The 26897-nt window shown below is 70.3% G+C and carries 28 protein-coding genes and 2 pseudogenes; 18 read left to right on the forward strand and 12 right to left on the reverse strand.

Going from position 1 to position 26897, the window contains the following annotated elements; genetic code table 11:
* Window positions 1-75 precede the first annotated feature (75 nt).
* Entirely contained in the window at window positions 76-876 is an 801-nt protein-coding gene (locus tag ACH5AF_RS21020) for an SDR family oxidoreductase (RefSeq protein ID WP_398903134.1), read from the reverse strand.
* A gap of 207 nt (window positions 877-1083) precedes the next feature.
* Here ACH5AF_RS21020 and ACH5AF_RS21025 point away from each other — a divergent pair, with 207 nt between their 5' ends.
* On the forward strand, window positions 1084-1563 hold the full coding sequence (locus ACH5AF_RS21025) for an ester cyclase (RefSeq protein WP_398903135.1): 480 nt from the start codon (window positions 1084-1086) through the stop codon (window positions 1561-1563).
* Between the two features lie 3 nt (window positions 1564-1566).
* A complete protein-coding gene (locus ACH5AF_RS21030; RefSeq protein WP_398903136.1) occupies window positions 1567-2061 on the forward strand; it encodes a DUF3237 domain-containing protein in 495 nt (164 codons plus the stop codon).
* Between the two features lie 33 nt (window positions 2062-2094).
* Here the strand turns inward: ACH5AF_RS21030 and ACH5AF_RS21035 are convergent, their stop codons facing one another.
* Window positions 2095-2505 carry a Fur family transcriptional regulator gene (locus ACH5AF_RS21035; protein WP_398903137.1) on the reverse strand — a complete coding sequence of 137 codons (411 nt, stop codon included), beginning with the start codon at window positions 2503-2505 and terminating at the stop codon, window positions 2095-2097.
* A 423-nt stretch (window positions 2506-2928) separates the two neighbouring features.
* Here ACH5AF_RS21035 and katG point away from each other — a divergent pair, with 423 nt between their 5' ends.
* The 5 genes from katG (at window position 2929) to ACH5AF_RS21060 (ending at window position 9088) form a co-directional block, all read left to right on the forward strand.
* Complete coding sequence (gene katG, locus ACH5AF_RS21040; RefSeq protein WP_398903138.1) at window positions 2929-5160, forward strand: catalase/peroxidase HPI; 2232 nt, start codon at window positions 2929-2931, stop codon at window positions 5158-5160.
* 221 nt (window positions 5161-5381) lie between these two features.
* Window positions 5382-6482 carry a M20 family metallopeptidase gene (locus tag ACH5AF_RS21045; protein WP_398903139.1) on the forward strand — a complete coding sequence of 367 codons (1101 nt, stop codon included), beginning with the start codon at window positions 5382-5384 and terminating at the stop codon, window positions 6480-6482.
* 321 nt (window positions 6483-6803) lie between these two features.
* Window positions 6804-7238, forward strand: coding sequence for an Rrf2 family transcriptional regulator (locus ACH5AF_RS21050; RefSeq protein ID WP_398903140.1), 435 nt, complete (start codon window positions 6804-6806; stop codon window positions 7236-7238).
* A gap of 106 nt (window positions 7239-7344) precedes the next feature.
* Entirely contained in the window at window positions 7345-8541 is a 1197-nt protein-coding gene (locus ACH5AF_RS21055; protein ID WP_398903141.1) for an MFS transporter, read from the forward strand.
* Window positions 8542-8584: 43 nt separating this feature from the next.
* A complete protein-coding gene (locus ACH5AF_RS21060) occupies window positions 8585-9088 on the forward strand; it encodes a GNAT family N-acetyltransferase (protein ID WP_398903142.1) in 504 nt (167 codons plus the stop codon).
* 148 nt (window positions 9089-9236) lie between these two features.
* On the opposite strand, the gene ACH5AF_RS21065 is transcribed toward ACH5AF_RS21060, so the two are convergent.
* A complete protein-coding gene (locus tag ACH5AF_RS21065) occupies window positions 9237-9647 on the reverse strand; it encodes a DUF3592 domain-containing protein (protein ID WP_398903143.1) in 411 nt (136 codons plus the stop codon).
* 264 nt (window positions 9648-9911) lie between these two features.
* Here ACH5AF_RS21065 and ACH5AF_RS21070 point away from each other — a divergent pair, with 264 nt between their 5' ends.
* Window positions 9912-11327 (forward strand): DEAD/DEAH box helicase, encoded by a 1416-nt coding sequence (locus ACH5AF_RS21070; protein WP_398903144.1) that lies wholly within the window; start codon window positions 9912-9914, stop codon window positions 11325-11327.
* Window positions 11328-11481: 154 nt separating this feature from the next.
* Here ACH5AF_RS21070 and ACH5AF_RS21075 read toward each other — a convergent pair whose 3' ends face one another.
* Window positions 11482-12342, reverse strand: coding sequence for a UbiA family prenyltransferase (locus ACH5AF_RS21075; protein ID WP_398903145.1), 861 nt, complete (start codon window positions 12340-12342; stop codon window positions 11482-11484).
* A 45-nt stretch (window positions 12343-12387) separates the two neighbouring features.
* On the opposite strand from ACH5AF_RS21075, the gene ACH5AF_RS21080 reads away from it, so the two are divergent.
* From ACH5AF_RS21080 to ACH5AF_RS21090, 3 genes are read left to right on the forward strand one after another with little or no spacing between them, the layout of a single operon-like run.
* Window positions 12388-13491 (forward strand): type III polyketide synthase, encoded by a 1104-nt coding sequence (locus ACH5AF_RS21080; protein ID WP_398903146.1) that lies wholly within the window; start codon window positions 12388-12390, stop codon window positions 13489-13491.
* A gap of 10 nt (window positions 13492-13501) precedes the next feature.
* A complete protein-coding gene (locus ACH5AF_RS21085) occupies window positions 13502-14017 on the forward strand; it encodes an isoprenylcysteine carboxyl methyltransferase family protein (protein WP_398903147.1) in 516 nt (171 codons plus the stop codon).
* Complete coding sequence (locus ACH5AF_RS21090; protein WP_398903148.1) at window positions 14014-15045, forward strand: NAD(P)/FAD-dependent oxidoreductase; 1032 nt, start codon at window positions 14014-14016, stop codon at window positions 15043-15045. Before ACH5AF_RS21085 ends, ACH5AF_RS21090 begins: the two co-directional genes overlap by 4 nt.
* 91 nt (window positions 15046-15136) lie before the next feature.
* On the opposite strand, the gene ACH5AF_RS21095 is transcribed toward ACH5AF_RS21090, so the two are convergent.
* Entirely contained in the window at window positions 15137-16315 is a 1179-nt protein-coding gene (locus ACH5AF_RS21095) for a cation:proton antiporter (protein ID WP_398903149.1), read from the reverse strand.
* A gap of 4 nt (window positions 16316-16319) precedes the next feature.
* The gene (locus ACH5AF_RS21100; RefSeq protein WP_398903150.1) at window positions 16320-16799 is read right to left on the reverse strand and encodes a cation:proton antiporter regulatory subunit; all 480 of its coding nucleotides are present in this window, start codon (window positions 16797-16799) and stop codon (window positions 16320-16322) included.
* A gap of 253 nt (window positions 16800-17052) precedes the next feature.
* Here ACH5AF_RS21100 and ACH5AF_RS21105 point away from each other — a divergent pair, with 253 nt between their 5' ends.
* The 4 genes and pseudogenes from ACH5AF_RS21105 to ACH5AF_RS21120 all read left to right on the forward strand — a co-directional run bounded on the left by ACH5AF_RS21105 (window position 17053) and on the right by ACH5AF_RS21120 (window position 20056).
* Window positions 17053-17343, forward strand: a complete 291-nt coding sequence (locus ACH5AF_RS21105; RefSeq protein WP_398903151.1) for a hypothetical protein — start codon at window positions 17053-17055, stop codon at window positions 17341-17343.
* 361 nt (window positions 17344-17704) lie between these two features.
* On the forward strand, window positions 17705-18049 hold the full coding sequence (locus ACH5AF_RS21110; RefSeq protein WP_398903152.1) for an STAS domain-containing protein: 345 nt from the start codon (window positions 17705-17707) through the stop codon (window positions 18047-18049).
* A 100-nt stretch (window positions 18050-18149) separates the two neighbouring features.
* A pseudogene (locus tag ACH5AF_RS21115) lies at window positions 18150-18251 on the forward strand (adenosine kinase); the annotation flags it as partial.
* 182 nt (window positions 18252-18433) lie between these two features.
* On the forward strand, window positions 18434-20056 hold the full coding sequence (locus ACH5AF_RS21120) for a pentapeptide repeat-containing protein (RefSeq protein ID WP_398903153.1): 1623 nt from the start codon (window positions 18434-18436) through the stop codon (window positions 20054-20056).
* Between the two features lie 124 nt (window positions 20057-20180).
* Here ACH5AF_RS21120 and ACH5AF_RS21125 read toward each other — a convergent pair whose 3' ends face one another.
* Complete coding sequence (locus ACH5AF_RS21125; protein WP_398903154.1) at window positions 20181-20990, reverse strand: LysR family substrate-binding domain-containing protein; 810 nt, start codon at window positions 20988-20990, stop codon at window positions 20181-20183.
* A gap of 57 nt (window positions 20991-21047) precedes the next feature.
* On the opposite strand from ACH5AF_RS21125, the gene ACH5AF_RS21130 reads away from it, so the two are divergent.
* Window positions 21048-21452, forward strand: coding sequence for a DUF5997 family protein (locus ACH5AF_RS21130; protein ID WP_398903155.1), 405 nt, complete (start codon window positions 21048-21050; stop codon window positions 21450-21452).
* 171 nt (window positions 21453-21623) lie between these two features.
* On the opposite strand, the gene ACH5AF_RS21135 is transcribed toward ACH5AF_RS21130, so the two are convergent.
* From ACH5AF_RS21135 to ACH5AF_RS21145, 3 genes are all read right to left on the reverse strand, one after another.
* Window positions 21624-21914 carry a hypothetical protein gene (locus ACH5AF_RS21135; RefSeq protein WP_398903156.1) on the reverse strand — a complete coding sequence of 97 codons (291 nt, stop codon included), beginning with the start codon at window positions 21912-21914 and terminating at the stop codon, window positions 21624-21626.
* Between the two features lie 388 nt (window positions 21915-22302).
* Complete coding sequence (locus ACH5AF_RS21140) at window positions 22303-23295, reverse strand: saccharopine dehydrogenase family protein (protein ID WP_398903157.1); 993 nt, start codon at window positions 23293-23295, stop codon at window positions 22303-22305.
* The gene (locus ACH5AF_RS21145; RefSeq protein WP_398903158.1) at window positions 23295-23909 is read right to left on the reverse strand and encodes an MFS transporter; all 615 of its coding nucleotides are present in this window, start codon (window positions 23907-23909) and stop codon (window positions 23295-23297) included. The genes ACH5AF_RS21140 and ACH5AF_RS21145 overlap by 1 nt, the downstream gene beginning before the upstream one ends.
* A gap of 129 nt (window positions 23910-24038) precedes the next feature.
* Between ACH5AF_RS21145 and ACH5AF_RS21150 the strand changes: the two genes are divergently transcribed.
* Together ACH5AF_RS21150 and ACH5AF_RS21155 are read left to right on the forward strand one after the other, a co-directional pair.
* A complete protein-coding gene (locus ACH5AF_RS21150) occupies window positions 24039-24707 on the forward strand; it encodes a TetR/AcrR family transcriptional regulator (protein WP_398903159.1) in 669 nt (222 codons plus the stop codon).
* Window positions 24708-25297: 590 nt separating this feature from the next.
* The gene (locus ACH5AF_RS21155; protein WP_398903160.1) at window positions 25298-25654 is read left to right on the forward strand and encodes a DUF779 domain-containing protein; all 357 of its coding nucleotides are present in this window, start codon (window positions 25298-25300) and stop codon (window positions 25652-25654) included.
* Window positions 25655-25669: 15 nt separating this feature from the next.
* On the opposite strand, the gene ACH5AF_RS21160 is transcribed toward ACH5AF_RS21155, so the two are convergent.
* Entirely contained in the window at window positions 25670-25864 is a 195-nt protein-coding gene (locus ACH5AF_RS21160) for a hypothetical protein (RefSeq protein WP_215185738.1), read from the reverse strand.
* A gap of 107 nt (window positions 25865-25971) precedes the next feature.
* Window positions 25972-26858, reverse strand: a pseudogene (locus ACH5AF_RS21165) (phosphatidylinositol-specific phospholipase C/glycerophosphodiester phosphodiesterase family protein).
* Window positions 26859-26897 lie beyond the last annotated feature (39 nt).

Consider the following 26897-nt stretch of genomic DNA (forward strand, 5'->3'; position numbering starts at 1 on the left):
TGAACCCGACGGCCGGAGCGTTGACGCCGCACAGCGGGGATCAGACGGCGCGCATCCGCAGCGCTGGTGCCGGTGTCACTCGGGCGGGTGACTGAGCAGCCATGCGGACCACGTGAGGGTGCCGCGGCGGCCGGTCGGGCAGGTGAGGTCGCGGGCGGCCTGCCCGAGCCGGTCGGGCACCGGCACCCTCACGACCGAGCGGTGCCGGCCGCGGATCTGCTGCCACTGCGAGACGAGGTCGCCGAAGGTGAGCAGTTCCGGCCCACCGAAGTCCTCGCACTGCCCGCCCGGCCCGTCGGCGACGCGCTGGGCCACGTACGCGGCGAAGTCGCCGGAATCCACCGGCTGGGTCTCGATGTCCGTGGGCAGCGGCAGCACGGGCATCCGGGCGGCCTTGCCCAGCATGCGGTCGGCCAGCCAGTGAAACTGGGTGGCCCGCAGCACAGACCAGGGAACCTTCCCCACACGCACCAGTTCCTCGGCTGCGTGCTTCAGCCGCAGATACGGCAGGCGCGGCCGGTCGACTCCGACGATGGACACGTAGGCGAAATGGCCGACTCCGGACCTAGCTGCCTCGTCGAGCAGCCGGCGTGTGCCGTCGACGTCGACGTCCGCCGGGCTGCGCCAGAAGTCGGTCGGCAGGAGGTAGCCACGCCGTGCGGCCGGTGACCACGTCGCGGCATGCACCACGGTACGGACCCCCGACACCGCTTCCCGGATCCCTGCCCCGGCGGCTAGGTCCCCCCGCACCCACTCCACGTCGGGGTCGGTGCCGCGAGAGCGGGCGAGCACGCGCACCCGGTAGTCGGGCTTCAACAGGCCGATCAGGTCCCGCCCCAGATGCCCGGTCCCACCCGTGACCAGAACGGTGTCCATGGGCAGCACCTCCGGGGGAACAAGCGGCTCTGTGGCCCGACTGTGTCACCGCGCCAGTGCTGCGGCACGCCCGTTCACCCGTCGGTGGTCACTGCCGTCGCTCCCGTCCACTCGTCGCCTGGCGCCTTCCTCAACCCTTGCCAAACAATACGATCGGTCGTACGTTCAGTTGGTCAACCGCAGTCACTCAACGGGAAGGTGCGCACATTGAACGGCCATCGGATGTTCGAGCTGGCGCAGGCGCTCGCCGTCACCAAGAGCCGGCGGGATGTGCCCGCGGCCATGGAACTCTGCCACCCCGACATGGTGTTGGAAGCCCCGGCCCTGGGCACGACAGCCCGCGGGACTGCCGCCAACGAGAAGGCGCTGACCAGGTTCTTCGCCACCTTTCCCGACTACGACGTCACTCTGCAGGGACACGCCGACAACGGCGTCACGCTGATCTGCTGGGGAGCGGCCCGAATGACCATGACCGGCGACCGGTTCGGCGTGGTCCCCACCGGCAGGCGGGCCGAGTTGCCGGTATTCATCCAATTCGCCTTCGAGGACGGCCTGATCGCCCGCGAGCGGTTCTTCTTCGACCTGTCGGCGCTCTGTGCCCAGTCGGGCGTCTCGACGGACGCGGTCCGCCGCAAAGTGTTCGGCGCCACCGGCCTGCCCGCGTCACCCGGCCAGGAAGGGCGGTAGGCCATGACGCCGGACCCGCGAGTGAGGGTTGTCGCCGAGATCAGGACGGAGCACCTGTTCGACATCGTGGTCGATCTGAAGCCCCGGCTGGACATCGGCGCCGGGCCGATCGGGCGGCGAGTCCTCTTCGGCGCAGCCGGCGGATCGTTCGACGGCCCGAAACTGCGGGGCGAGGTGCTGGGCGGCGGCGGTGACTGGGCGTTGTTCCGATCCGACGGAGTGATGACACTGGACGTCCGGCTGATCCTGCGCACCCACGACGATCACCTCGTGCACATGACGTACGGCGGCCGCTGGGTCACTCCGGCCGAACTGCGCACGGCGATGGCCGATCCCGTCACCAGACACCAGGTCGACCCCGCCGGCTACTACTTCCGGACGAACCCGCTCTTCGAAACGGGGGCGCAGCCGTACGCCTGGCTCAACGACATCGTCTGCGTGGGGTCGGGATACCTCGTCGAAGGCGGCATCGCCTACAAGGTCGCACACGTCATGTGAACGCGACACGCGTCAGCGGGCCGGTCAGGAAGATCAGGCGCAGGAGGGGCACAGACCGCGGTAGGTGACCTCGGCGTGGGACACCGTGAAGCCGAACCGTTCCTCCTCCGGGAGGTCGGCCAGCGGATTTCCGGTCGGGTGGACATCGCGGATCGTGCCGCAGCGGGAGCACACCAAGTGCTGGTGCGGGTGGTGTGCGTTGGGGTCGTAGCGCTTGGCGCGCCCGTCGGTGGTGACCTCCATGACCTCACCGAGCAAGACGAGTTCGCCCAGGGTGTTGTAGACGGTCGCCCGGGAGATCTCGGGCAGTCGCCGTGCCGCGCGGGCGTGGACCTCGTCGGCCGTGAGGTGCACGTGGTCGCCGTCGAGCACCTCGGCCACGACACGCCGCTGGGACGTCACCCGCCAGCCACGGCCTCGCAGTCGCTCCAGCAGGTCACTCATAAGGGTTCACCTCAGGCTTGGCGGAATACCCGGAGTTTACCGGTCGACGTCCGGGCCCGATTGCACGGAGATCAGGTGAGCTTCTTGACCTGGACTGTGTCCATCGTAGGATCGGTTCCGGCGATAGCCAAGGGAGCAGGAGCCTCCAGCACGGCAGGAGACTGAGACATGACGGGACCACCGCCGAGAAGCAACTCGGTGCCGAGTTGCGGTTGATGGGCCTGCGCCGCGCTGCTCGTGTCGCTTGCGCGGCACCGCTCTCCCAGTCCTGCCCGGAGACGTCCACGCGCCCCGGCGAAGGGTCCCGTATGCCGGATGATGCCGGTCGGCAGCCTGGCCCCGTCCGAGGAACGCCCGTGTCCCGGCTGTTCCACCGCCCGCGATTACTGCGCACCACAGTCCGCCCCGTCGGAAAGGATTCCCATGTCCGAGAACCCTGATGCAATCGTCACAGACGCGAAAACGGAGGACGGAGGTGGCTGCCCGGTCGCGCACGGGCGCGCCGCGCACCCGACGCAGGGCGGCGGAAACCGCCAGTGGTGGTCGGAGCGGCTCAACTTGAAGATTCTCGCCAAGAACCCCGCCGTGGCCAACCCCCTCGGCCAGGAGTTCGACTACGCCGCGGCGTTCACGTCACTCGATCTCACAGCGGTGAAGCAGGACATCGCGGAGGTGCTGACGACCTCCCAGGACTGGTGGCCCGCCGACTTCGGCCACTACGGCCCGTTCATGATCCGGATGGCCTGGCACAGCGCGGGCACCTACCGCATCAGCGACGGCCGCGGCGGCGCGGGCGCCGGCCAGCAGCGCTTCGCACCGCTCAACAGCTGGCCGGACAACGGGAATCTCGACAAGGCCCGCCGCCTGCTGTGGCCGGTCAAGAAGAAGTACGGCCAGAACATCTCGTGGGCCGACCTCATGATCCTCGCGGGCAACGTCGCCCTGGAGTCGATGGGTTTCCAGACCTTCGGCTTCGCCGGCGGGCGTGAGGACGTCTGGGAGCCCGAGGAGGACGTCTACTGGGGTCCCGAGTCCACCTGGCTCGGCGACGAGCGCTACACCGGCGACCGAGAGCTGGAGAACCCGCTCGGCGCGGTCCAGATGGGGCTCATCTACGTCAACCCGGAGGGCCCGAACGGGACTCCGGACCCGCTCGCCGCAGCCCGCGACATCCGTGAGACGTTCCGTCGGATGGCGATGAACGACGAGGAGACGGTCGCCCTGATCGCGGGCGGTCACACGTTCGGCAAGACCCACGGCGCGGGCCCGGCGGACGCTGTCGGTCCCGACCCCGAGGCCGCCCCGATCGAGGAACAGGGCCTCGGCTGGAGGAACAGCCACGGCACCGGCAAGGGCGGCGACACGATCACCAGCGGTCTCGAGGGAATCTGGACGAACACCCCGACCGCATGGGACAACAGCTTCTTCGAGATCCTTTTCGGCTACGAGTGGGAGCTGTTCAAGAGCCCTGCCGGGGCCCACCAGTGGAGGCCGAAGGACGGCGGCGGAGCGGGTACGGTTCCCGACGCCCACGACGCGTCGAAGAGCCACGCCCCGACGATGCTGACGACCGACCTCTCGCTCCGGTTCGACCCGGCGTACGAGCAGATCTCGCGGCGCTTCCTCGAAAACCCCGACGAGTTCGCGGACGCCTTCGCCCGGGCGTGGTTCAAGCTGACCCATCGTGACATGGGCCCGGTCGTGCGCTACCTCGGCCCGGAAGTCCCGAGCGAGACCCTGCTGTGGCAGGACCCCCTCCCCGAGGTCACGCACGCGCTCGTCGACGCCGCGGACATCGCAGCCCTCAAGCGCCAGATCCTCGGCCAGGACCTGTCGGTGTCCCAGCTCGTGTCCACCGCGTGGGCCTCGGCCTCGACCTTCCGGGGCAGCGACAAGCGCGGCGGCGCCAACGGTGCGCGCATCCGCCTCCTGCCGCAGAGCGGGTGGGAGGTCAACGACCCCGACCAGCTGGCGACGGTGCTGCGCACCCTGGAGGGGGTCCGGCAGTCCTTCAACTCCGCACAGACCGGCGGCAAGCAGATCTCGCTCGCCGACCTGATCGTGCTCGCCGGTGCTGCCGCCGTCGAACAGGCCGCCAAGGACGCCGGCTTCGACGTCCATGTTCCCTTCACGCCGGGGCGCGTCGACGCGTCGCAGGAGCAGACCGACGTGGAGTCGTTCGCCGCGCTCGAGCCGACCGCCGACGGGTTCCGCAACTACCTCGGGAAGGGCAACCGGCTGCCGGCCGAGTACCTGTTGCTCGACCGGGCCAACCTGCTGACCCTGAGCGCCCCCGAGATGACGGTCCTCGTCGGTGGCCTCCGCGTCCTGGGGACGAACCACCAGCAGTCGCCGCTCGGCGCCTTCACCACAACGCCGGGGTCGCTGACCAACGACTTCTTCGTCAACCTGCTCGACCTGGGCACGACGTGGAAGGCGACGTCCGAGGACGCGACCACGTTCGAGGGCCGCGACGCCGCCACGGGCGAGGTCAAGTGGACCGGCAGCCGTGCCGACCTCGTCTTCGGGTCGAACTCCGAGCTGCGCGCGCTCGCGGAGGTCTACGCGAGCGATGACGCGAAGGAGAAGTTCGTGAACGACTTCGTCGCGGCGTGGGACAAGGTGATGAACCTCGACCGGTTCGACCTCGTCTGATTCATGACGTCCAGGCCGGGCGGTACCGGCCGGCCTGGACGTTCTCCGTCGTGCACCGTTGCGGACCTGTACGGCGCCGGCTGCCCGAGCATGGAGCACGACCGCCACGACCACCACGGCCGACCCGGGCAGCGCGGTGCAGCGCAGAGTGCCGGGCACTGGCCGCGCGTTGGGCTTGATGCGGCGCCAGTTGGCCACGGCCGGCCGACTAGCCTTGCACCATGACGATGCACAAGACCGTCCAAGTGAGTGTTGAGGCGATGCTTGAGGACCTCAGGACACTCGTCGAGATCGAGTCTCCATCGCGCGATCTCGACGCCTTGACGGTGTCGGCCAAAGCTGTCGCCGCTGTCATCGAGAGCCGCCTCGGCGGGCGGGCTACCCTCGTGGAGAGCGAAGCCGGGCCGCACGTCCACTGGTCGGCCGGGGGCGATCCCACAGTACTGATCCTCGGTCACCATGACACGGTGTTTCCTCTCGGCACCCTTGAACGCCGCCCGTTCATGGTCGAAGACGGGCATGCGACCGGCCCCGGGGTCTTCGACATGCTTGGCGGTTTGGTACAGGCCGTTCATGGCCTGGCGACGCTCGATGACCGGTCAGGCGTCGAGATCCTGGTGACCGCCGACGAAGAGGTCGGCTCCCGCTCCTCTCGAGCTCTGATCGAAGCACGAGCCCTTGCCTGCGGCGCCGTACTTGTGCTCGAGGGCGCCGCTGATGGCGGAGCCCTGAAGACCGGCCGTAAGGGCTGCGGCACGTTTCGCGTCTCTGTCGCGGGCCGGGCCTCGCACGCAGGCCTGGAGCCCGCAGTCGGGGTCAACGCCCTGATCGAGGCAGCACACCAGGTACTGGACATCGCGGCGCTCGGTCGACCGGACGTCGGCACGACCGTCACCCCGACCGTCGCGTCCGCAGGCACCCTCGACAACGTCGTTCCCGCAGAGGCGACCGTCGTCGTCGACGTCCGCGTCGAGTCGGCCGGCGAGAAAGAGCGCATCGAATCCGCCTTCGCGGCACTGGCTCCGCATCTCGATGAGGCGAGGATCACGGTTCAGGGAGCCGTCAGCCGACCCCCGATGCCCGGGTCGGCGTCGGCCGAGCTCTTTGCGGTGGCCAAGCGGCTGCTTCCCGACCTCGAAGGCAAGGCAGTCGGCGGCGGAAGTGACGGCAACTTCACGGCCGCGCTGGGGGTGCCGACACTTGACGGCCTTGGAGCAGTCGGGGGCGGTGCCCACGCCGACCACGAGTACCTGGTGATCGAGGCCATGGCCGAGCGGGCGAATCTCGTCGCTGGACTGGTGGACGCGATTCATCACGCATAGGAACGCGAATACGTGAGTTCCTCGGACGGACGGTGGTTGCCGATCGGGCAGTTGACCTGGCGGCGGCGCCTCACCGCGCGGGAATGAAGCTGCGTGTGGGACGGGCTCCCCTCACAGCTGACGAAGCTGCGCTTGCGGGCGGACTCGTGTCCTTCCAGGGTGCGGTCGTGGATGTACTCGCCCAACAGTGCCGCGGTCGCTGCGGTGATTCACAGAGGTCGGGCGTCGGCCTGCAGGTAGGGCTGGACATGCGAGCCTGTGTCGTAACAGAATTAGTTGCGACACAGGGGACGTCGACGACTTCAGATGGCGGGAGGCCTCATGAGCACGAGCAGTCGCATGACCGTGGCCACGCACGCTCTGACCTGGATGGCGTGGGTCTGCCCCAAGCGCCCCGACGGCATCGTGACATCCGAGCAGATCGCCGCCAGCGTCAACACCAACCCTGTTGTCATCCGCCGCACCCTTGGAAGTCTGCGCGACGCGGGCCTCGTGGAGTCGCAGCGCGGCCAGGGCGCGGGCTGGCGGCTGGCCCGCGCTCCGGAATCGATCACCTTGAGGGACGTCTACCTCGCCGTCGAGCGCGATCCGCTCATCGCTCTGCACGCCGCGTCCCCCAATCAGCAGTGCCCCGTCGGGCGGGGCATCCCACCAGTACTGCGAGAGGTGTACGACCGCGCAGAGGAGTCGATGAAAGCCGAACTGGCAACCGTCACCGTCGCCGACGTGGCGAGAGAGACGGTTCCTCAACGCTGAGCCCCCACCCCGCAGTCCCTGGCGGCCGGTCCTCCCGGACCGGCCTCTCTTCGGGCCATTGTCGTAACTGTTTCTGTTACATCAAAACATCTGGAGGTCCCGCATCGTGTACCGATCGCTCGTCGTCCTGGCCGCCGGAATGTTCGCCATCGGCACGGACAGCTTCGTCATCGCCGGCATCCTGCCGGACGCGGCGCAGTCCCTGGGTGTCGGGGTCGGCACCGCCGGCTGGCTGCTCACCGCCTACGCCTTCACCTATGCCGTCCTCGGCCCCGTCATGGCGGCGCTCACTGCCCGCTGGCCGCGCCGCACCCTGTTTCTCGCCGGGTTCGCCGTCTTCACCACTGGCAACCTCGTCACCGCCTTCGCTCCGGCCTTCGGCGTGGCTCTGGCCGCGCGGGCGCTCGCCGGGTTCGGCGGCGCCATGGTCACCCCCGCCGCCGTCGCCGCGGCCACCGCGCTCGCGCCACCGGAGCGTCGCGGCCGCGCCATCGCCGCAGTCATGACCGGCCTCAGTGCCGCGACCGCGCTGGGGGCGCCCATCGGCACGGCGATCGGCAGCCTTACCGGTAACTGGCGCGCCACCATGCTGTTCGTCTCCGCGCTCGGAGTGCTGGCCGCCGCAGGCACAGCCCTGCTCCTGCCCCCGATACCAACGCCTCCGGCAGTACCGCTGCGCACCCGTGTTGCTCCGCTCGCCGACCGCCGCATCGGCCTGACCCTGCTGACCACCTTCCTCGTGTACACCGGTCTGTACACCGTCTACTCCTTCATCGGCGAAAGCCTCGACCGCGCCACCGGCGGCAGCGGCACCACCCTCGCTGCACTGCTGTTCGTGTGGGGACTGGCCGCCACGGCCGGAACTCTCGGCTCGGGCCGTCTGATCGACCGATTCGGCAACCGGCGCATCATCAATGCCGCGATCACCGTGGCCGCCGTCGACTTCGCACTGCTGCCGTGGACGAGCGCACATCTGCCCTCCGCCATCGCGGCACTCCTCCTGTGGGGTGTCTGCGGATGGGGACTCCTGGCACCGCAGACCCATCGCCTGATCACCGCCATGCCGGCGGCGGCACCTCTGCTCACCGGCCTTGCCTCAGCCATGGTCTACGTCGGTGTCTCGGTCGCACCCCTGGTCGGGCAGACAGGGATGGCATGGTTCGGCCCGCACTGGCTCGGTCCCGTCGGTGCGGCGTTCATCGCGCTTGGCCTCGGGGCGGCGGAAGCGGCGCACGCCGTCATCCACCGACACGCGAGGCGCAGCGCGCCCACGGCACGGTCTCAGCCATTGCAGGCCAAGTAGCGCACTGCCTCAACCACCCCCCGAAAGTAAGGACTGCACGACAGTGATCACCACAGAACGCCTCCGGCTGCGCCCGCTCACCGTCGCCGACACCGACTGGTGGGTGGATCTCCACGCCGACAAGGAGATCAACCGGTTCGTCGGCAGCTACACCCAAGAGCAGGCCGCAGCACGCCTGCACGAGACACAGCAGCAGTGGGCTCAGCGTGGTCATGGACTGTGCGCCGTCGAACTGCGCGGCACCGGCAAGGTGATTGGCCGCTGCGGCCTGAACTGGTGGCGGCAGTTCGGTGAGACCGAGATCGGCTGGACCTTCGCCCGCGCCCATTGGGGGCGGGGCTATGCCACGGAAGCGGCCCGAGCGGTCCTCGTGTGGGGCTTCGGGCCCCTGAGGCTCAAGCAGATCACCGCCATGATCCATCACGGCAACACTGCCTCTTCCGCAGTCGCTCAACGCCTCGGATTCACGCGCCTGCGCGAGGACACGGTCCTCGGCCGCCCCTGCACCGTCTACGCCCTGGCCCGGGACGACTTCTCCTCCCCCTGAACAACAGGAAGACGGCACCCTGGCCCGGCCGACCGGTAGCGGCAGCGAAGTTGAGCGTTCCGGCGGTTGGGCCGGCGGAGCGCCTGACACCGACCACGAGGAGGTGTCCGCTCCTTGGGCTGCATCTCCTTGGGGGGATGAGTGTGGTTCAGCGCAGCGTTTGCCCGAGGATCGTGGCATCGACGCCGAGGAGAGTCAGGCCGGCGAGCCCCCAGAGGACCTCGATCACCCTCGAGTCGTAGTTGTCGATGTAGATCTTCGAGGGCGAGGCCGGGTGGTAGCGGATCTGCCACTCCTGTCCGGGACGGAGCAGGTGGCCGTTCGGGACGCCGTCGGTCGGCTCGGCCTCGCGTTCCGTACCTTCCGCGGTGTGGAAGGCGATCACCGGGATGTATGTGGGGTCCCCGTCGCCATCGGTGTCCTCTCGGACGTGGACCACACGTCCGGTGGTACGCACGCCGTGCCGGATCAGCCGCCAGGAACGCCATGAGCGGTGCAGCAGGTGGACGGCGGCAGCCGTGGTAGCGGTGACGAGGACTATCGAAACCAAGGCGTCCATGGTGGGAAGCGTAGGCAGCGGCCGTCGCCTCAGGCGAAGAATCGGGCGAACTCCAGGGTGCAGCCGAGCGCCGTGAGCCGCACGCGGCGTGGGACCCCGGGAACACACGGGCCAGGTGTCCCGGCAGACCCGACCGAGGACGGCGGGCAGCCTGAAGCCAAATGGTTCGATGGTAAAATGTGTATACGCTTCGACGTTCCTGGGGCCCGCACCAAGGGGTGCGGGCCCCGGCTCGTTCCGGCGCCAGACCACGGAAGGGCCCCCATGAACGCGAAGTCGTCAGCCCCTGGGCACCACGGTGCCGACAAGACCCGGCGGGCAGGGGCGCCGCGGGGCGAACTCTCGGCGGAGACGCTGACCCCCGGTTCGCCGCCCGCCGAGTCCTTCGCCGAACTGGGGCTGCCGCCGGACGTGGTGCAGGTGATGACCGGCCACGCGGTGACGGAACCGTTCCCGATCCAGGCGGCCACCCTGCCCGACGCGCTGGCCGGCCGGGACATCCTTGGCCGCGCGCGGACCGGCTCGGGCAAGACCCTCGCCTTCGGGCTGGCCCTGCTCGTCCGTACGGCAGGCCGGCGCGCCGAGCCGAAGCAGCCGCTCGGGCTGGTCCTGGTACCCACTCGCGAACTCGCGCAGCAGGTGAGCGACGTGCTGACACCGTACGCGCTGGCGCTGAAGCTGAGGCTCGCGACGGTGGTCGGCGGGGTGTCGATCGGGAGGCAGACGGCCTTGATGCGGGCCGGCACCGATGTGGTCATCGCGACTCCGGGGCGGCTGACCGACCTCGTGGAGCGCCGGGACTGCCGCCTCGACCAGGTGCGGATCACGGTGCTGGACGAGGCGGACCAGATGTGCGACATGGGGTTCCTGCCGCAGGTGTCGCAGCTCTTGGATCAGGTGCGCCCCGAGGGGCAGCGGATGCTGTTCTCCGCCACGCTCGACCGCAACATCGACCATCTGGTCCGGCGCTACCTGCACGACCCGGTACTCGCCACGGTCGACCGGGCGGCAGGCGCTGTCACCACGATGGAGCACCACGTGCTGCACATCCACCCCGCGGACAAGTACGCGACGGCCACGGAGATCGCTGCCCGGGACGGCCGGGTGCTGATGTTCCTGGACACCAAGCTCGGCGTCGACCAGTTCACCCGCCATCTGCGCAGCAGCGGGATCCGGGCCTCCGCCCTGCACAGCGGGAAGTCGCAGCCGCAGCGTACGCACACGCTCGCGCAGTTCAAGAACGGTGACGTCACCGTGCTGGTGGCCACCAACGTCGCCGCACGCGGCATCCACATCGACGCGCTGGACCTCGTCGTGAACGTCGACCCGCCCGCCGACCCCAAGGACTACCTCCACCGGGGCGGCCGCACGGCACGCGCCGGTGAGGCGGGCAGCGTGGTCACCCTCGTCACCCCGAACCAGCGGCGTGATGTGAACCGGATGATGTCCGACGCCGGGATCCGGCCGACGGTCACACAGGTGCGCTCCGGCGAGGAGAAGCTGACCAGCATCACAGGAGCGAAGCGCCCGCCCACCGGAGGAAAGGCCACCGGCGGCAACGCGCCCTTCCTCGGCCTGGGCACCCGACCGGGCCGCTCCCCGAAGGAATCCCGCAAGAGCGCCGAAGCCCGCAAGACCGCGGAAGCCCGCAAAGCCGCCCGGATACGCAGAGGCCACTGACAAGCCAGGAGCAGGCGGTCAGGACGGCGGAGGAACGGACCGGGGCAGCGTCCCGTCTCCGGAGGAAAAGCAGGTGCGCGTAGCGTCCGGCCATGTCTGGCTCCGCCGGTGAACCGTGCACAGATCTCCCGGCTTGCCCATGCGGATCACCGACTCAGACGATCTGCGCGCCGCTCAGCAGCAGCTGCGCCAGCGCCAGCCCGGCCACCGTGATCGCGGCCCGGAACGGCCACCTGTCGCTGCCGTGCCGCAGGGCGGTACCGGCCATCGCCGTACACCCGGCCGCGCCCGCGACCGCCCAGGCCAGGCCCCCGGGCGAGCCCGGAGGCCCCAAAGTGAGCACGGTGAGGGCAGTCAGCATCACCGCAGGAGCGAGCCACCGGCACGCGGTGGCGCCCAGGCGTTGCGGCAGGCCTCGGACACCTGTCGCGAGGTCGTCGTCGATGTCGGGGAGGACGTTGACGAGATGTGCCCCGACTCCGAGCAGGGCGCTCCCGGCCGACGCCCACCAGGCAGGCCACGGCTGGGACGGCAGTCCGAGCGTCACGAACGCGGGCAGTGAGGCGAATCCGAGGGCGTAGGGAAGCGGGGACAGCACAGTGCCCTTCAGGAAGAGGTTGTAGGCCCAGCCGCCGGCCAGTACTCCCGCCAGGTGCACCGCCGCCGCCGAAGCTCCGCCGAGCAGCGACAGCGGCACACAGACGATCAGCGCCGCCGCGGCCGCCATGGCCACCACGCGTGGCGCCAGCGCGCCGGCCGCCACCGGTTTTTCCCAGCGGCCGCTGGCCGCGTCCCGCCGCGCGTCAACCGCGTCGTTGCACCACCCCACCGAGAGCTGTCCGGCCAGCACCGCGGCCCCGACGCCCACGGAACCGGCCGGTCCGCGGCCGGTCGACACCGCGAGCGCGGTCACGAACACCGTCACGGCGACCGTCGGCTCCGGATGACACGCGCGCAGCAACACCGGTAGCCGGTGTGTCGCCCGCAGGGCCGTCGCAGGGCGGTATAGAGACACGGGTACAAAGTAGTCACCGCACCGAACGTGAGGAGACATACCGGTATGCGTGTCCCCGCGCTCGACGAAGACGCCCCTGCCCAGTCCTTCGCCTCCGACCGGACCACCGCCCTCGTCGCTGTGCACACCGCCCTGCCGGCGCACCGGTACGCGCAGAACGACCTCACCGAACTGATCGGCGACCTGTGCCTGCCGCCGGGCCAGGACCGCGCGTTGCTGCGCCGCCTGCACCGCTCGGCCGGGGTGCGTACCCGTCACCTCGCCCTGCCCATCGAACGGTATCCGGGACTCACCGACTTCGGACAGGCCAACGCCGCCTGGATGAAGGCCGGTCTGGAGCTCGGCGAGGAAGCGCTGGCCGGCGCCCTCGACAGCGCCGGGATCACGCCCTCGGATGTGGACCTGTTGGTCTGCACGTCCATCACAGGAATCGCCGCTCCCTCACTCGACGCCCGCCTCGCCGTTCGCATGGGCATGCGGCCCGACGTCAAGAGGATCCCCGTGTTCGGCCTGGGCTGTGTCGCGGGCGCCGCCGGCCTCGGCCGGCTCAACGACTACCTGCGCGGCCATCCGGACGACACCGCTGTGCTGCTCAGCGTCGAACTCTGTTCACTGACGCTGCAGCAGCGCGACGGATCGCTCGCCAACCTCGTAGCCGGGGCCCTCTTCGGCGACGGTGCGGCGGCCGTCGTCGCACGCGGCGGCCGGGCGGCGGGACCGGAGGTGGTGGACACCCGGGGCCGCCTGTACCCGGACACCGAACATCTGCTGGGCTGGAAAATCGGGGCCAGTGGCTTCCGCGTCGTCGTCGACGCCGGCATCCCCGACATCGTCCGGACCCACCTCGGCCCGGACCTGCGAGCCTTTCTCGCTGCCCATGGCCTCGGACCGGACGACATCGGCATCTGGATCTGCCACCCCGGAGGACCCAGGGTGCTCGCCGCGGTCGCCGACACGCTCGAGCTGCCCGAAGGCGCCCTGGACTCCGCCTGGCGCTCGCTGGCCAGCGTGGGGAACATGTCCTCCGCCTCGGTGCTCAGACTTCTCGAGGACATCGGCAGGACCGGGTGCCCGAAGCCCGGTACCTGGGGCGTACTTCTCGCGATGGGACCGGGGTTCTGCGCCGAATTCGTCCTCCTTCGCTGGTGAGGAACCGCTGATGCCCTGGTACACCCTTCTCGTTCTCGTCATCGCTGCGGAACGCGGCGTCGAACTCGTCGTGGCCCGGCGCAACGCCGCCTGGACCCTCGCCCGTGCCGGCGTGGAACACGGCCGCGGGCACTACCCCGTCATGGTGGCCCTTCACACCGCTCTGCTCGTGGGCTGCCTGATCGAGCCCGTGCTCGGTGGCCGACCGTTCCTCCCCGCCCTCGGGTGGCCCATGCTGGGTATCGTCGTCCTGGCCCAGGCGCTGCGGTGGTGGTGCATCACGACACTCGGACCGTACTGGAACACCCGCGTCATCGTTGTTCCCGGAGCGCGTCTGGTCCGTGCCGGTCCCTATCGTTTCGCCCGCCACCCCAACTACGTCGCCGTCGTCGCGGAGATCGCAGCCCTGCCACTGGTGCACTCCGCGTGGCTGACCGCCACCGTGGTCACCGCGGCCAACGCAGTACTGCTCGGCGTCCGTGTCCACTGCGAGAACACCGCCCTCGCCCGGGCGGCGACGGCATGAAACCGGCGCACGACCTCCTGATCGTCGGAGGGGGGCCCGCCGGACTGGCGACCGCGCTGCACGCCGTGCGGGCAGGCTTCGACGTCGTCGTGGCCGAGCCGCGCAGAGCGCCGGTGGACAAGGCGTGCGGCGAGGGACTCATGCCCGGCGCGGTCCGGGCGCTGCAGGCGCTCGGTGTGACGGTGCCCGGCCAGCCCCTCGCCGGCATCCGCTACGTACAGGACGGGCGGGGGGTTCAGGCGGCGTTCCGGCAGGGCCTGGGCCTCGGCGTGCGCCGTACCAGCCTCCATCTGGCACTCCATACGGCGGTCGTGGAGGCGGGAGTCCCCGTACTGCCCCTCCGCGTCTCGGGCGTGCGCCAGGACGCGACGGGAGTGACCGCGTCAGGTACCGGCCTGCGCGCGAGATGGCTGATCGCCGCGGACGGCCTCCACTCGCCGGTGCGGCGGTCGCTCGGCCTGACGACCACCAGCCGGGGCACGCCCCGGTACGGACTGCGCCGGCACTACGCCGTGGTGCCGCAATCGCCGTACGTCGAAGTCCACTGGGCGCCGCAGGGGGAGGCCTACGTGACGCCGCTCGGCCCCCGGCTTCTGGGCGTGGCCCTTCTGACGTCCTGGCGCTCGCCGTTCGCCACACAGCTGGCCGGGTTCCACCAACTGGCCGCCCGGCTCCCCGCCGAGGCGGCTGTCACGGACGTACGGGGCGCGGGCCCGCTGCGCCAAAGGGCCAGCACGCGCGTGCACGGACGCGTGCTGCTCGTGGGTGACGCCGCCGGATACATCGACGCGCTGACCGGGGAAGGCCTCTCGCTGGCCCTGACGGGCGCCGAAGTGCTGGTCGACCATCTGCGCCGCGGTGCGCCCGCCGGTTACGAGTCCGCCTGGAAAGCCGCGACCCGGCGCCACCGGCTTCTGACCGACTGTCTCGTACGGGCTCGGCAGCAGCCCCGGCTGGCTCGGCTGATCGTTCCCACGGCCGAGCGGCTCCCGCGCCTCTTCACCACCGCGGTGAACGCACTGGCGTGAGCGCACCGGCGTGAACACCGGCCTCGGACCGCGGCCTTCCGCCGCGGCTTCGCCTGACACCCTGTGCATCCGCCCTCCGCACGCGTCAAGGCTAGGGGGGCCTGTCGGCCTCGGCGTCGGACGCGGGCCGGGGCATGAGCGGGGTGGTCCCGGCCATGCGTGTGAGAAGGGGACCCGCGATGGCGAGGATGAAGACATACGCGGTCACCAGCGGGCCGAGTCGGTCGTGCATCGTCCCGACGAGTCCGACGATGACCAGGGAGAACTCGCCGCGTGCGATGAGCACGGTTCCGGCGCGCAGCCGGCCTCGGCGGCCCACCTGGTCGCGGGCGGCGGCGTACCGGCCGGTGAACACTTTCGTGGCCATGGTGACCGCGGCGAGCGCGAGTGCGGCGGGAAGAGCGGGCAGCAGGTCGCCCGGGTCGATGGACAGCCCGATGGCCAGGAAGAACACGGCGGCGAAGAGGTCACGCAAGGGACTGAGCACGGCGCGCGTGCGGGTCGCGGTCTCACCGGTGAGGGTGAGTCCGACGAGGAAGGCGCCGACGGCGGCCGAAGCGTGGACGAATTCGGCCAGTGCGGCGACGATCAGCGTCAGGCCGAGTACCCGGAGCAGCAGTTGCTCGGCGTCGGGGTGGGAGACGAGCCTGCCCAGGTGATGCCCCCACCGGTAGGAGATGGTGAACGCGGCGAGCACCGCCCCCACGGCGGCGAGCACACTCAGGACCGCCTGCCACCACACGCCGCCGGACGCCATGACGGCGAGGACCGGTAGGTAGACGGCCATCGCGCAGTCCTCGATGACCAGCAGGGACAGAACGGCTGGTGTTTCCCGGTTGCCGAGTCGGCGCAGGTCGGACAGCAGGCGGGCAGCGATGCCCGAGGAGGAGACGTACGTGGCACCGGCCAGCGCGAGGATCCCGATGCCGTCCATGCCCAGCAGCCAGCCGGCCAGCGCGCCGGGCGCGGCGTTCAGCACCAGGTCGACCAGGGCCGACGGTACGTGCCGCCGCATGCCCACCACGAACTCGGCGAGGGAGTACTCCAGGCCGAGGGCGAGCAGGAGCAGGATCACGCCGATCGCGGCGCCGGTCTCGACGAACTTCCCGGCGGCGGGGACCGGGGCGATTCCTCCTTCCCCCACGGCGAATCCGGTGAGCAGGTACAGCGGAATGGGTGAGAGGTTGAAACGCCGCGCCACTGTCCCCAGCACACTCAAGGCGGCGAGGATCACACCCAATTCCAGCAGTAGCGCGACCGGCGTAGCCACGTGCTCAGTCCCGGATGATCTGTTCCACGCCCGCGATGCCCTCGTGCGTACCGATCACGACCAAGACGTCGCCGCCCAGGAGAACCTCCTGCGGCGTGGGTGAAGCGATCACCTCATCGCCCCGCACGATCGCGACGATCGACGCCCCGGTCAGCGTCCGCGCCCGCGTGGCGCCGAGGGGTCTGCCGTCGTACGCACTGCCCGACCGCACCTCGACCTGCCCGGACAACAGCCCCGGCACCTCCTTGGTGAGGTCCGCGAACCGCTCCGCGATGCGCGGGGCACCCAGGATCTCCGCGACCGTGTCGGCCTCCTCACTGTTCAGCTGAAGGATCGCCCGTCCCTGGTCCGGGTCTTCTCCCGCGTAGACGACCAGCTCGAACTCACCGGTGCGCCGAGCGACCACACCCACCCGGTCCCCCCGGCGACTGGTGAATTCATAGCGCAGGCCCACACCGGGCAGCAGCACCTCGGTGACATCCATGCGCCCATCATCGAGCGACGCCGCGGGGTCGGCACCCGAGGAGGGGCCAGGCGGGGGCCGGGGCCGTGTCGGGGCGCAGCGGTCGCCCTCACCCGGGCGCCGGTGAAGGTGGGTCGCAGTGGTCGTTCCGGCACGCGGGCAAGGAACACCCGTCCCACCGGCGGGAGTTCGCTGTCCGCCCCCCCGTGGCCTGCCGCGCCCTTACCGATAGGATCGGCGCATAATTTGAACCCGTTCAAAGGGGGATCAGGTCATGCCTGAGCCGACCGCGCCCGACCGAACCGACTCACCTGCCGTCGCCCTGGGCCCCACCTCACTTGCCCTCGGCACCTTCTCCGCCGTAGGCGCATGGGCGCCCGCACTCGCATTCGCCGTGCTCCCCTGGGGGTTCATCGCCGGAGCCCTCGCCGTCACCTTCGGCGCATCGGGAATCTATTGCGCCCGCCACGGCAACGGCCGCATGTGGACCGCCGTCGCCGGAACCATCCTCGGCACCACCGGACTCGCCGGAACCATCACTCTCCTCTGGGCTTTCACCACATGAACCCTGGTCCTCCCCGTCACCGGCGGCACCCGGCACGACCGTGATGGCATCGCCGCGTCGCGGGCGGCCGGCAAGGTTCCAGGGCGTCGGCGACTGCCCGTACCAGCCGGGCACAAGGCTTCGCCGCCGCCCGCGTCCGCGGCGACGGCGAGCTCAAGGCGGAGGTTGTCGACGTACGGCGCGAGGTCCATAGCATCATAATGGCGCCATAGTGGCGCCAGGTAGGGCGTTATGGCCACCCGGAGCGCCATCCCGGCACCACGGCGACACCAGCCAGAGGTTGCCGTAGCGGCCCGCTCGCCGGCGTACGCCCATCGCCTGGGACAATGAAGGCGCACAGGACGCTTTATAGGAGGTCGCCGTGGCAACGGAATCGCACTCCGCCGCAGTGCCCCAGACTCCTGACGTCACCATCAGCGTGGTGGACGACCGAAGAGCTGTCCTCGGCTTCTCCGGGGAGCTGAACGCACACATGGTGCTCGAGCTGGAAGAACTGCTCATGGACCAGCGACTGCGTGACGCCCAGGAGTGGGTGCTGGAGATGGAGGACCTGAAGAGCATCGACCTGGCGTGCGCCTACGCCCTGCTGCGGGCGCAGACGCGCCTGCCCGCGACCGCGACGGTTCACATCCGCGGCGCCCGGCGCGACGTGCAGCGGACCCTGCGCCACACCGGTGTCGATGCGAAGGCGACGATCGAGGAGTGACCAACCGGGCGTCCCCTTCCCGGGATCGTGGTGCGATGCCGTGGTGCGCCAGGCTCCACCCCGGTCGTTGCGGGCCGGGTTCATCCCGAGAGGAACGCCCATGAGCTCCGAGATCGATGTGCTCGTCCTGGGAGGCGCCGGGGTCGACACCATCGTGTACGTCCCCGAGTTGCCGCTCGCGTTCGCCGACAGCTACATGATTCGGAGTTGGAGCCCAAGACACCGACGTCGCGGTCGGTTCACGTCGGCGCAGTCGAGGAGCTTGCGTAAGCAGCCTGCCGAGGCAGGCTGGAGCCGCACACGAGACAGGGCCGGACAGCGCGCCGGTCGCCGTGGCGATCGTGGGACGGCAACCGAACGGCCGCGTCACAGGTCCTCTCCGACATGGCACCCGTCTCCTCTCCCCCGGCCTGGCCCCACTGCGGTCAGGGCACCACCGCCGGCGATCCGGTCGGCTGCATCGGCCGTTCCGTCGATCCGTACAGCGCCTGCCTGGCTCACCTCACGGACACCCAACGGGACGCGTACTTCGCCAGCTTGAACCGTGGCAGTGACATCGACCATCGGGGCACCAGGCTCGACACCGCTCTGCTGGACCGTCTGCACGACGCCGTTCGCGAACCGTCCACCGGGCGGCCGGTGTTCGGCGCGGCGCAGTTCGAGTCGGCGACGTTCTCGGACGACACCTGCTTCGATTCGGTGACGTTCACCGGCATTGTGTCCTTCGAGTCGGCGGCCTTCGGCGGCGTCGCCTCGTTCGAGTCGGTGAGCTTCGGCGGCGACGCCCTGTTCGCAGGAGTCGCGTTCGCCCGCGACGTCTGGTTCGACGCGGCCGGGTTCCGCGGCAACGTCTCCTTCGGCGCGGCCACGGTGGACGGAGATGCCGGGTTCGACGAGGCCACCTTCGACCGGGCGGCGATGGTGGGGCCGCTGGTGTGCGCGGGGCAGGTGACGCTCGCCGGCACGGTGTTCGGCGGCCCCGTCACCATCGCTCTCGCGGCACGGCGCGTGGTGTGCCGTCGCACGCGGTGGTCCTCGACGGCGGCGCTGGAGGTACGGTACGCCACGGTCGATTTCGCGCACGCGGTGTTCGAGTACCCGCTCAGCATCTCCGCCGCGGCGGATCCCTTCCTGCTGCCGGACGGTCGGGGGGTGGACGAGTCGGCGCTCGCCCAGGGGTCGGGACCCGTGGTGCGTATCTCTTCGCTCCGCGGCGTCGATGCCGCCCACCTGGTCCTCGCCGACGTCGACCTGTCGCGCTGTCTGCTGACCGGAACCGTGCATCTGGACCAACTGCGCCTGGAGGGCACCTGCACCTTCGCCGAGGTCCCGCCACGCCGCCGTTGGCGTCCGGTGAGGTTCACCGCGCGCCGGACGCTCGCTGAGGAGCAGCACTGGCGGGCAGCGCACCGCTCCCCGACCCGCGGTTGGGACGTTGCCGTGTTCGGTGCGGGCGATGCCCGGCCCGCGTCGCTGGCGCCGGTGTACCGGCAGCTGCGGAAGTCCTTCGAGGACAGCAAGAACGAACCCGGCGCCGCCGACTTCTACTACGGCGAGATGGAGATGCGCCGCCACGACCCGGGGACCCCCAGGGCCGAGCGCGGCCTGCTCAACGTCTACTGGGCCGTGTCCGGGTACGGGCTGCGGGCGCTGCGCGCCATGAGCTGGCTGGGGCTGACCATACTGGCGACGCTGCTGGTGATGATGCTGTGGGGGCTGCCGAAGGACGACCCGAAGCCGGTGTCGAAGGGGAGGGTCACCGGCCAGGAGATCAGCCTGACGAACGATACGCCGAAGCCGGTCAACCCGGACAGCGGCTACCTGGACCGGCTCTCGTCCGACCGGTTCGAGAGGAGCCTGCGCGTCGTGGTGAACTCGGTGATCTTCCGCTCCTCGGGTCAGAACCTGACCACGACCGGCACCTACACCGAGATGCTCGCGCGCCTCACCGAACCGGTTCTGCTCGGCCTCGCCGTGCTCGCTGTGCGGGGGCGCGTCAAGCGGTAGTCCGCCGCCGTGCCAGTCAGGAGGTGGTGCGCCGTCGTGCTCGTCACGGGGGTGGTCCGCCATCGTGCGTCACGGGGGTGGTCCGCCATCGTGCGTCACGGGGGTGGTCCGGCGCCGCCTGGTGTTACGACCGGCGGCGCGGCCTGCCGCGCTTGCCGGCGTTGGTACCGCCGGAACTGCTCCGTCCGCTCTTGCCGCCGGGTGTGCGGGCCGCGGGCTTCCGCGGCGCACCGCCTTTGGCCGGCTTCCTGTCCGAGTTCCTGTCCGAGTTCCTGTCCGGGTTCTTGTCCGGCTTCTTGCCCTTGGGCTCGGCCGCGGCCGCGGGGCGGCCCCGTGTGCTGTTGACCGTGCGGCCGCGCACGATCCCGATGAACTGCTCCACCAGGTCGGTGGTCTCGTCCTGCGGCCACGACAGGGCGACGCGCGACTGGGGCGCGTCCGTGACCGGCCGGTAGGTCAGGTCCTTGCGGTGGTGCAGGCGGGCCAGTGACTGCGGAACGACAAGGAGCCCCACTCCGGCCGCCACCAGCTCGACGGCGTCCGCCGTCGTGGCCGGCCGCTCGTTCGCCGGCCGTCCCGGCGGGCGCTCCCAGTCGAGTGTGTCGTCGAGCGGGTGCAGCACGATGTCGTCGGCGAGGTCCGCGGTGGCCACCTCGTCGACCGCCGCCACGAGGTGGTCCTTCGGGACCACGACCACCGTCGTCTCGGTGTAGAGGGGGATGGCGCTGAGATCCGTACGGTCGACCGGCAGCCGTACGAAACCGGCGTCGGCGGCACCGCCGCGCAGCAGGCCGAACGCCTCGGCGGCGGGCACGCCGATGAGGGTCAGGGGGACGTCGGGCAGCCGCTCGTTCCAGATCCGCACCCACTTCGTGGGCGTCACTCCCGGGACATAGGCGAGCCGGAACGAAGGGGATACATCCGAGCCTGTCACGCCGCAAGGTTACCGTTCGTGGTCAGAGGCAGCACACACGCTCGATACCCTTGGCACATGACGTCGCACCAGAGCACCCAGACCATGAAGCCCGCGACCGCGGCGAAGAAGCTGGGTGTGTACCTCGAGGCCACCCCCGCCGAGTTCCAGGAGGGTGTCGTCTCGCGCACCGAACTGAACGCGCTCCAGTCCGATCCGCCCGAGTGGCTGCAGGAGCTGCGCCGCAACGGCCCCCATCCCCGGCCGGTGGTCGCGGCGAAGCTGGGCATCTCCATCGCCGGTCTCGCACGCGGCGGAATCACCGAACCCCTCACCACGGAGCAGATCGACGCGCTGAAGCGGGAGCTTCCCGAGTGGCTGGAGAAGGAGCGGGCCACCCAGGCCGAGGTGCGAAAGGAAACCGCGCGTATCAAGGCGAAGAACGAGGAGCGCGCCGCAAAGTCGGACGGTCCGCGTTCCTGACAGCGGAACGTGGCGGTGGCACTTCGAGGAGTGGCATGCGGGGTCCCTGTCCGCGGTCGTCAGGATTGACCTGCACCCATTGTCCTGACCATCGGCGTACCGACTCGTCGTGACCATCGGCGTACGGCCTCGTAGTCCCACCTCGGGCACCAGCCAAGAGTAGCGAGACGATCACGTGCTCGCCGCCGTGGCGGCCTGTTCGTCGTGTTCGCAGAGCATCCGCATGACGGTGGCGGGTGAGGGGTGCTGGCCCTTCTTCGCGCCCGCGGTGATGACGAGTCGCTTGGCGATGTCGCGCAGGCTCATCTCGTGCTCGCGCAGGTGCAGTGCCGTGGACAGCATGGACTCGTCGGTGATGCCCGCGCCGCCGATGGTCTTGCCGCGCTTGCGGGCGGACTCCTGGCCTTCGAGGGTGCGGTCGCGGATGTACTCACGCTCCATCCCGGACATCGCAGCGAGCACCGTGGACACGATGCCGGAGGGGGTGCAAGCCCTTCGGTTCCCCGGTGAGGAACTCCAGGCCGACGTCGCTCGCTTTCAGTTCCGTCGGTGAGCATGGCCAGTTCGATGCCCGGCCGAGCCGCTTGTGCTCGTGGACGACGAGGGTCACGGCGACGCCGGAGGAGCGGATCTCCCCGGCGAGCTTCACGGCGGCCTCCAGCTCGGGCGCCGGGTGGCGCGGGTGGAGATCTTCTCCGAGAAGACCCGGGTCACCCAGGCTTCGACAAGGAAGTCGAGCTGGTGTCGAGGGACTGGCGGGCGGTCGAGGCGCGGGCGTGGCCGCCGGGCGTCCGGGTGTTTCACGAGCGACCGCTTGTGAAACACCCGGACGCCGTAAGCGGTGACAATGTCAGCCCGTTGAGTAAGTCAGGTGGAGGGTGAAGGAGCCGTGCGCAGCCAGTTCGCCGAGGAAGCCGATGGGTTCCACCACCTGGTCAAGGTGGACCACTCCCGGGTACAGGCCCGGGAGGCGGGTGACGGCGAGCGCCGCAGCCAGACCCGTGGCACGACTCTGGTCTCGGCCGCTGAAGGCGATGGCCGCGTCCTCGGTGTGAACGGTGACGGCGAACCCGTCTCCCCCGAGGTGTGCTCGCTCGAGTGCTGCCAGCAGCAGGCGGCGGACGCCGGGGCGGCGCAGCAGCCGGGCCGCGGCGGGCCGCCCGGCAGCGTGGAGGAGACCGGTGACCAGGCGCGAGTCCAGGCACAGACCGGTGGCTGCGGTTGCGGCGCCGGTGGTGGCGGGCAGGGTGTACTGGTCGGAGAAGGGAAAGCGATGGACCGTCCGTCGGCCGTACGGGGCTGGAAAGGCGGCCGTCCAGGACCCGTGAAGTGTTCCCAGGCCGTCAAGGGTCCACTCCAGTGCGGCCGGGCCGTGTCGGTCGCCGGATCCGAGGAGTGCGCTGATGCGCAGGTCGGCGCCGTGGTGCTGGTCGGTGACGTGACGGGCCAGCAGATTGCTGACTCCGGGTAGGAGACCGACGCTGAGGACGGCGGTGGCGCCGGTGCGGCGAGCGGTCGGATCCAGCGGTTCGATCGCGGCCAGGACGGGATGGGAGGCGGAGACGTCCAGGTAGTGGATGCCGCGTTCCAGGCAGGCTCGGGCGATCCGGGCGTTGTTGCGGGCGGCGCACATCACGACGGTGTCGACGTCCGGCGGAAGGTCGTCCATGGCATCGGGGTCGCCCGCGTCGAGGCGCACGGTGGCGGTGCCGGTGATGGGGGCGGCACGTTCGGGGCGGCGTCCAGCGATCAGGACGGTGGCGTCGGGCAGGAGGTCGGTGAGCGCCATGGCCGTGTGCCGGCCGACGGCTCCGTAGCCTCCGATGATGAGGATGGTGGTCATCAGGCTTCTCCGTCGGTGGCCTGGTCGCCGATGGCGGCGGGGTCGGCGCTCGTGTGCTGCCGTCCGGTTTTCGGCGCGGTGGCCCGATAACGCGGCAGCATGGCCAAAGCGCTGAGCGTGCCCACGGCCGCCAAGGCGGCCGCTCCGGCAAGTCCGAGTCGCAGACCGTCGGAAAGCGCGTGCGGTTCGGAGGGCCCGCCGTGCCGTGCGGCCCAGTGGGTCGCGAGCAGGGGCAGGGCGGTCAAACCCAGGGCAGCGCCGAGGCGTTGGGCAGTGTTGAGGACGCCGGAGGCGGAGCCCGTGTGTTCACCGGGCACGGCTTGGAGGGCGGGGGCGGTGGCGCCGACGAAGACGGCCGGCAATCCGGTGGCGAACAGGATGCTCGCGGGCAGGACGGCGGTGGCATATGTCGCGCCGGGGTGGAGTCCGGCGGCAAGTCCCGCCGTCCCGGCGGCCACCAGTGCCATGCCGGTGGCGAGGACCGCGCGGTGCCCGAACCGGGGCACCGCCTGCGGCAGTGCGGTGCGGGCGACGGCCATGTTGACCGCGGCGATCGGCAGGACGGCGAATCCGGCGGCCATGGCCGAGTAGCCCATGGTTTTCTGAAGCAGCAAATCGACACCTCCAGGAATAGCAGCAGTTCGACGGATGTGAGCAGGAGCAGGACGGGCAAGCCGCCCGACCCCAAAGTTTTCATAGTCACGCTACAAGAAGATATTCGTAGTGCCGCTATAATCAAGGGCGTGAGAGCCGAGTCACAGCGCAGAGACCCCGCGGGTGAGAACAGCACGCCAGTCGACGGTCGCACCGCACGGTCGCGGGCCACCCGAGCCCGCATCCTGGCCGCCGCCGCCGACCTGTTCACCGCCCAGGGCTATACAGCCACCAGCATTGGCGCCATCGCGGCCGCAGCCGGAGTCGGCGAGCAGACCGTCTACTACGCCTTCAAGACCAAGAAGGCCGTCCTGGCTGTCGCCCTGGATCAGGCCGTCGCAGGCGACGATCAGCCCGTCCCCACCCTGGCGCGCTCCTGGGCGAAGGCGTTGATCGCCGAATCCGACCCGCACCGGCAGCTGAAACTCCAGGCCGCGGGGGCCGGTGACATCCTCAGGCGCGCGGCGCCGCTGCTGGACGTAGTGCGCAGCGCCGCACCCACCGACCCCGACCTGAACTGGCTGTGGCGTACCAACCTCGAGCAGCGGCTGACAGTGCAGCGCACCTTCGCCGAGGCACTGGTCCGCAAGACCGCGCTGCGGGAAGGGCTCACCCTGGACGCCGCTGCGGACATCGCACTGGCGACTCTGTCGCCGGAGACATACACGTTGCTGGTGTCCAAACGCCACTGGACCCACGAGGCATGGCAGGACTGGGCCGAGTACGCGCTGACGAGCCAGCTCCTGCCGACCGCCTGAACCAAAGGCGTGTCCCGGCGATGAGCTCTCGCGGGATGCGGGCTCCTCATGCCCGTCGACCGGCCTCTCGGCTGCTGCCTGGCGCACGTTGAACCGTTCCGACTCTCCTGCTGGCGACAGCCGGTCGGCTCGGCAGCCGAGGCAGCGGCCGCGGACGCGAACGCGGGCAAGCTCGAAGCGGTGCAGCAACAGCGCGACCCCGGCCAGCGGCCCCAGACTGCCGAGGTCGTCCACGCCCGCCTCGAACAAATGCAGTCTGTCGCTGCCGAGTCCGGCCAGGAGCCAGATGACCGCAGCACCCTGCCGTGGCCGTCTCGCGCAACCAAGGCGCCCAGGACTCCACCCCCGCCTTCCGGCGATGACCGCCATGGCCACACCCTGGTTGGCCTCGATCGCCCGATCAGACCAACGACGGCGCCCATGACAGGGAAAACCGGGGGCTCGTCCGGCTACCCGCGACCTACTTTGCGGCTGGTGTCTGAGTAGGGCCCCGAGGCCCGTACCGACGTCGGGCTCGTGCAACGTACTTGCAACCCGCCGAGGAGTTGACTGGTCACGTTCCGCATCGGCCGTCGTCGAAAGGTCGCCACATGAACGAGCCAGGGGCCCGGCCCGTCGAATTCACTCCTGCCGCCGCGGACCTGATGCGGCGGCTCCGGGCCGCGCACGGGCCGCTGATGTTCCACCAGTCGGGCGGCTGCTGCGACGGGAGTGCGCCCATGTGCTATCAGGCCGGGGAATTCCGGACCGGGGCGTCCGACGTTCTGCTGGCCGAGCTCCATGTGACGGGGGTCGAGGAGCCCGTTCCGTTCTGGATGTCCCGGAGTCAGCACGAGCTGTGGAACCACACCCGGCTCGTGGTGGACGTCGTCGAGGGCCGGGGCAGCGGCTTCTCCCTGGAGGCTCCGGAGGGAGTGCGGTTCCTGATCAGGTCGTTCCTGGCCTGACCCGTGCCGCGGAGCTCAGGGCTGGAGGCTGCTGACGACGGTCGCCGTGGCGGCGATGCCGTCCCGGATGGTCGGCGCCATGCTGGTGCCCGCGAGGAAGAACCCGAGCAGGGCACAGACCACCGCGTGGGACAGCTTCAGACCGCCGTTGCGCAGAAAGATGACTGCGAGCACGAGCAGGAAAAGCACCACCGAAATCGAAATGGCCATCGCCGAGCCTCCTTCGCCGCGCCGGGTCTGCGGCATTCGGCGGCCAGTCTGGCGCAGCGCGGGCCCCGTACGGCCGACTGGCGTGTCCGCCGTACGGGTGACTCGGCTCAGTGGTCCTCTGAGCGGAGGAACCTCTCGAGTCCTGCCAGGTCGTCGGTGTTGACGTGGTCGACGCCGGCGACAAGCAGTTCGCGCCACAGGGCGTCGCGTGCCGGCCCGGGCGTGTCGGGGTGGCCCAGAAGCGGACCCGCCGGCCCCGCCCGTGGGCGATGGTGACGAGGTCGTGCAGCTTCTCCCGTTCGGCGGCGGGGAACTCTCCCGTGCCGAGCCAGCTGAAGCTCTGGGTCCAGTTGCTGGAGATCAGCGGGATGAAGGAGGCGGGAGCGGGGGCGGCGAGGTCGTCCAGGCGCCCGTCGTAGAAGGCGTACCTCCGGCGCTGTGCCTCCATGGGGGCGCGGGCCGTGCGGTCTCCCGAGACGACCGGCGTGACGGCGCCGAGGCGTACGCGGCCGTCGGCGTAGAGGCTCAACATCCGGCGGTAGTCGCGCAGTTGGCGGTCCAGTTCGAGGTATGCGGCGACGCCGTCGGTCTTGATGTCGACGAGCAGGTGCACGGGCCTGCGGTAACCGCGGTACACGCAGCCGTGATTGGCGCGTACGCGGGCGAGCAGCGGCTCGAGGTAGAGGCCGCGGAGGGTGCGGGAAGGGTCGAGCTCGGCGGGCTCGTGGGCGACGAGCAGGTCGCCGTCGACGAGGAAGACGTCCGCCTCGACGCTGGTGAAGCCGTGCGAGAGCGCGTCGTGGAGTGGCCGTTCGTGCAGGTAGTCGTTGTGGGCATGGGCCTGGCGGAGCGGCCGGGGTCCGGCGGGTTCGCCGGCGCTCGCGGCGGCGTGTGCATGGGCCGGGGCGGCGGTGTGTGCGTAGGCGGGCGCGGCGGCGGCGCCCGCGAGTGCGGCGGCGAATGTCGTGACGGCTCTGCGACGGGTGGTCGGCACGGCGGCCTCCGGGCTCGGCGGAACTCCGGCGAGTATCCG

Source organism: Streptomyces sp. NPDC018833 (assembly GCF_044390825.1).
Classification (GTDB): Bacteria; Actinomycetota; Actinomycetes; order Streptomycetales; family Streptomycetaceae; genus Streptomyces.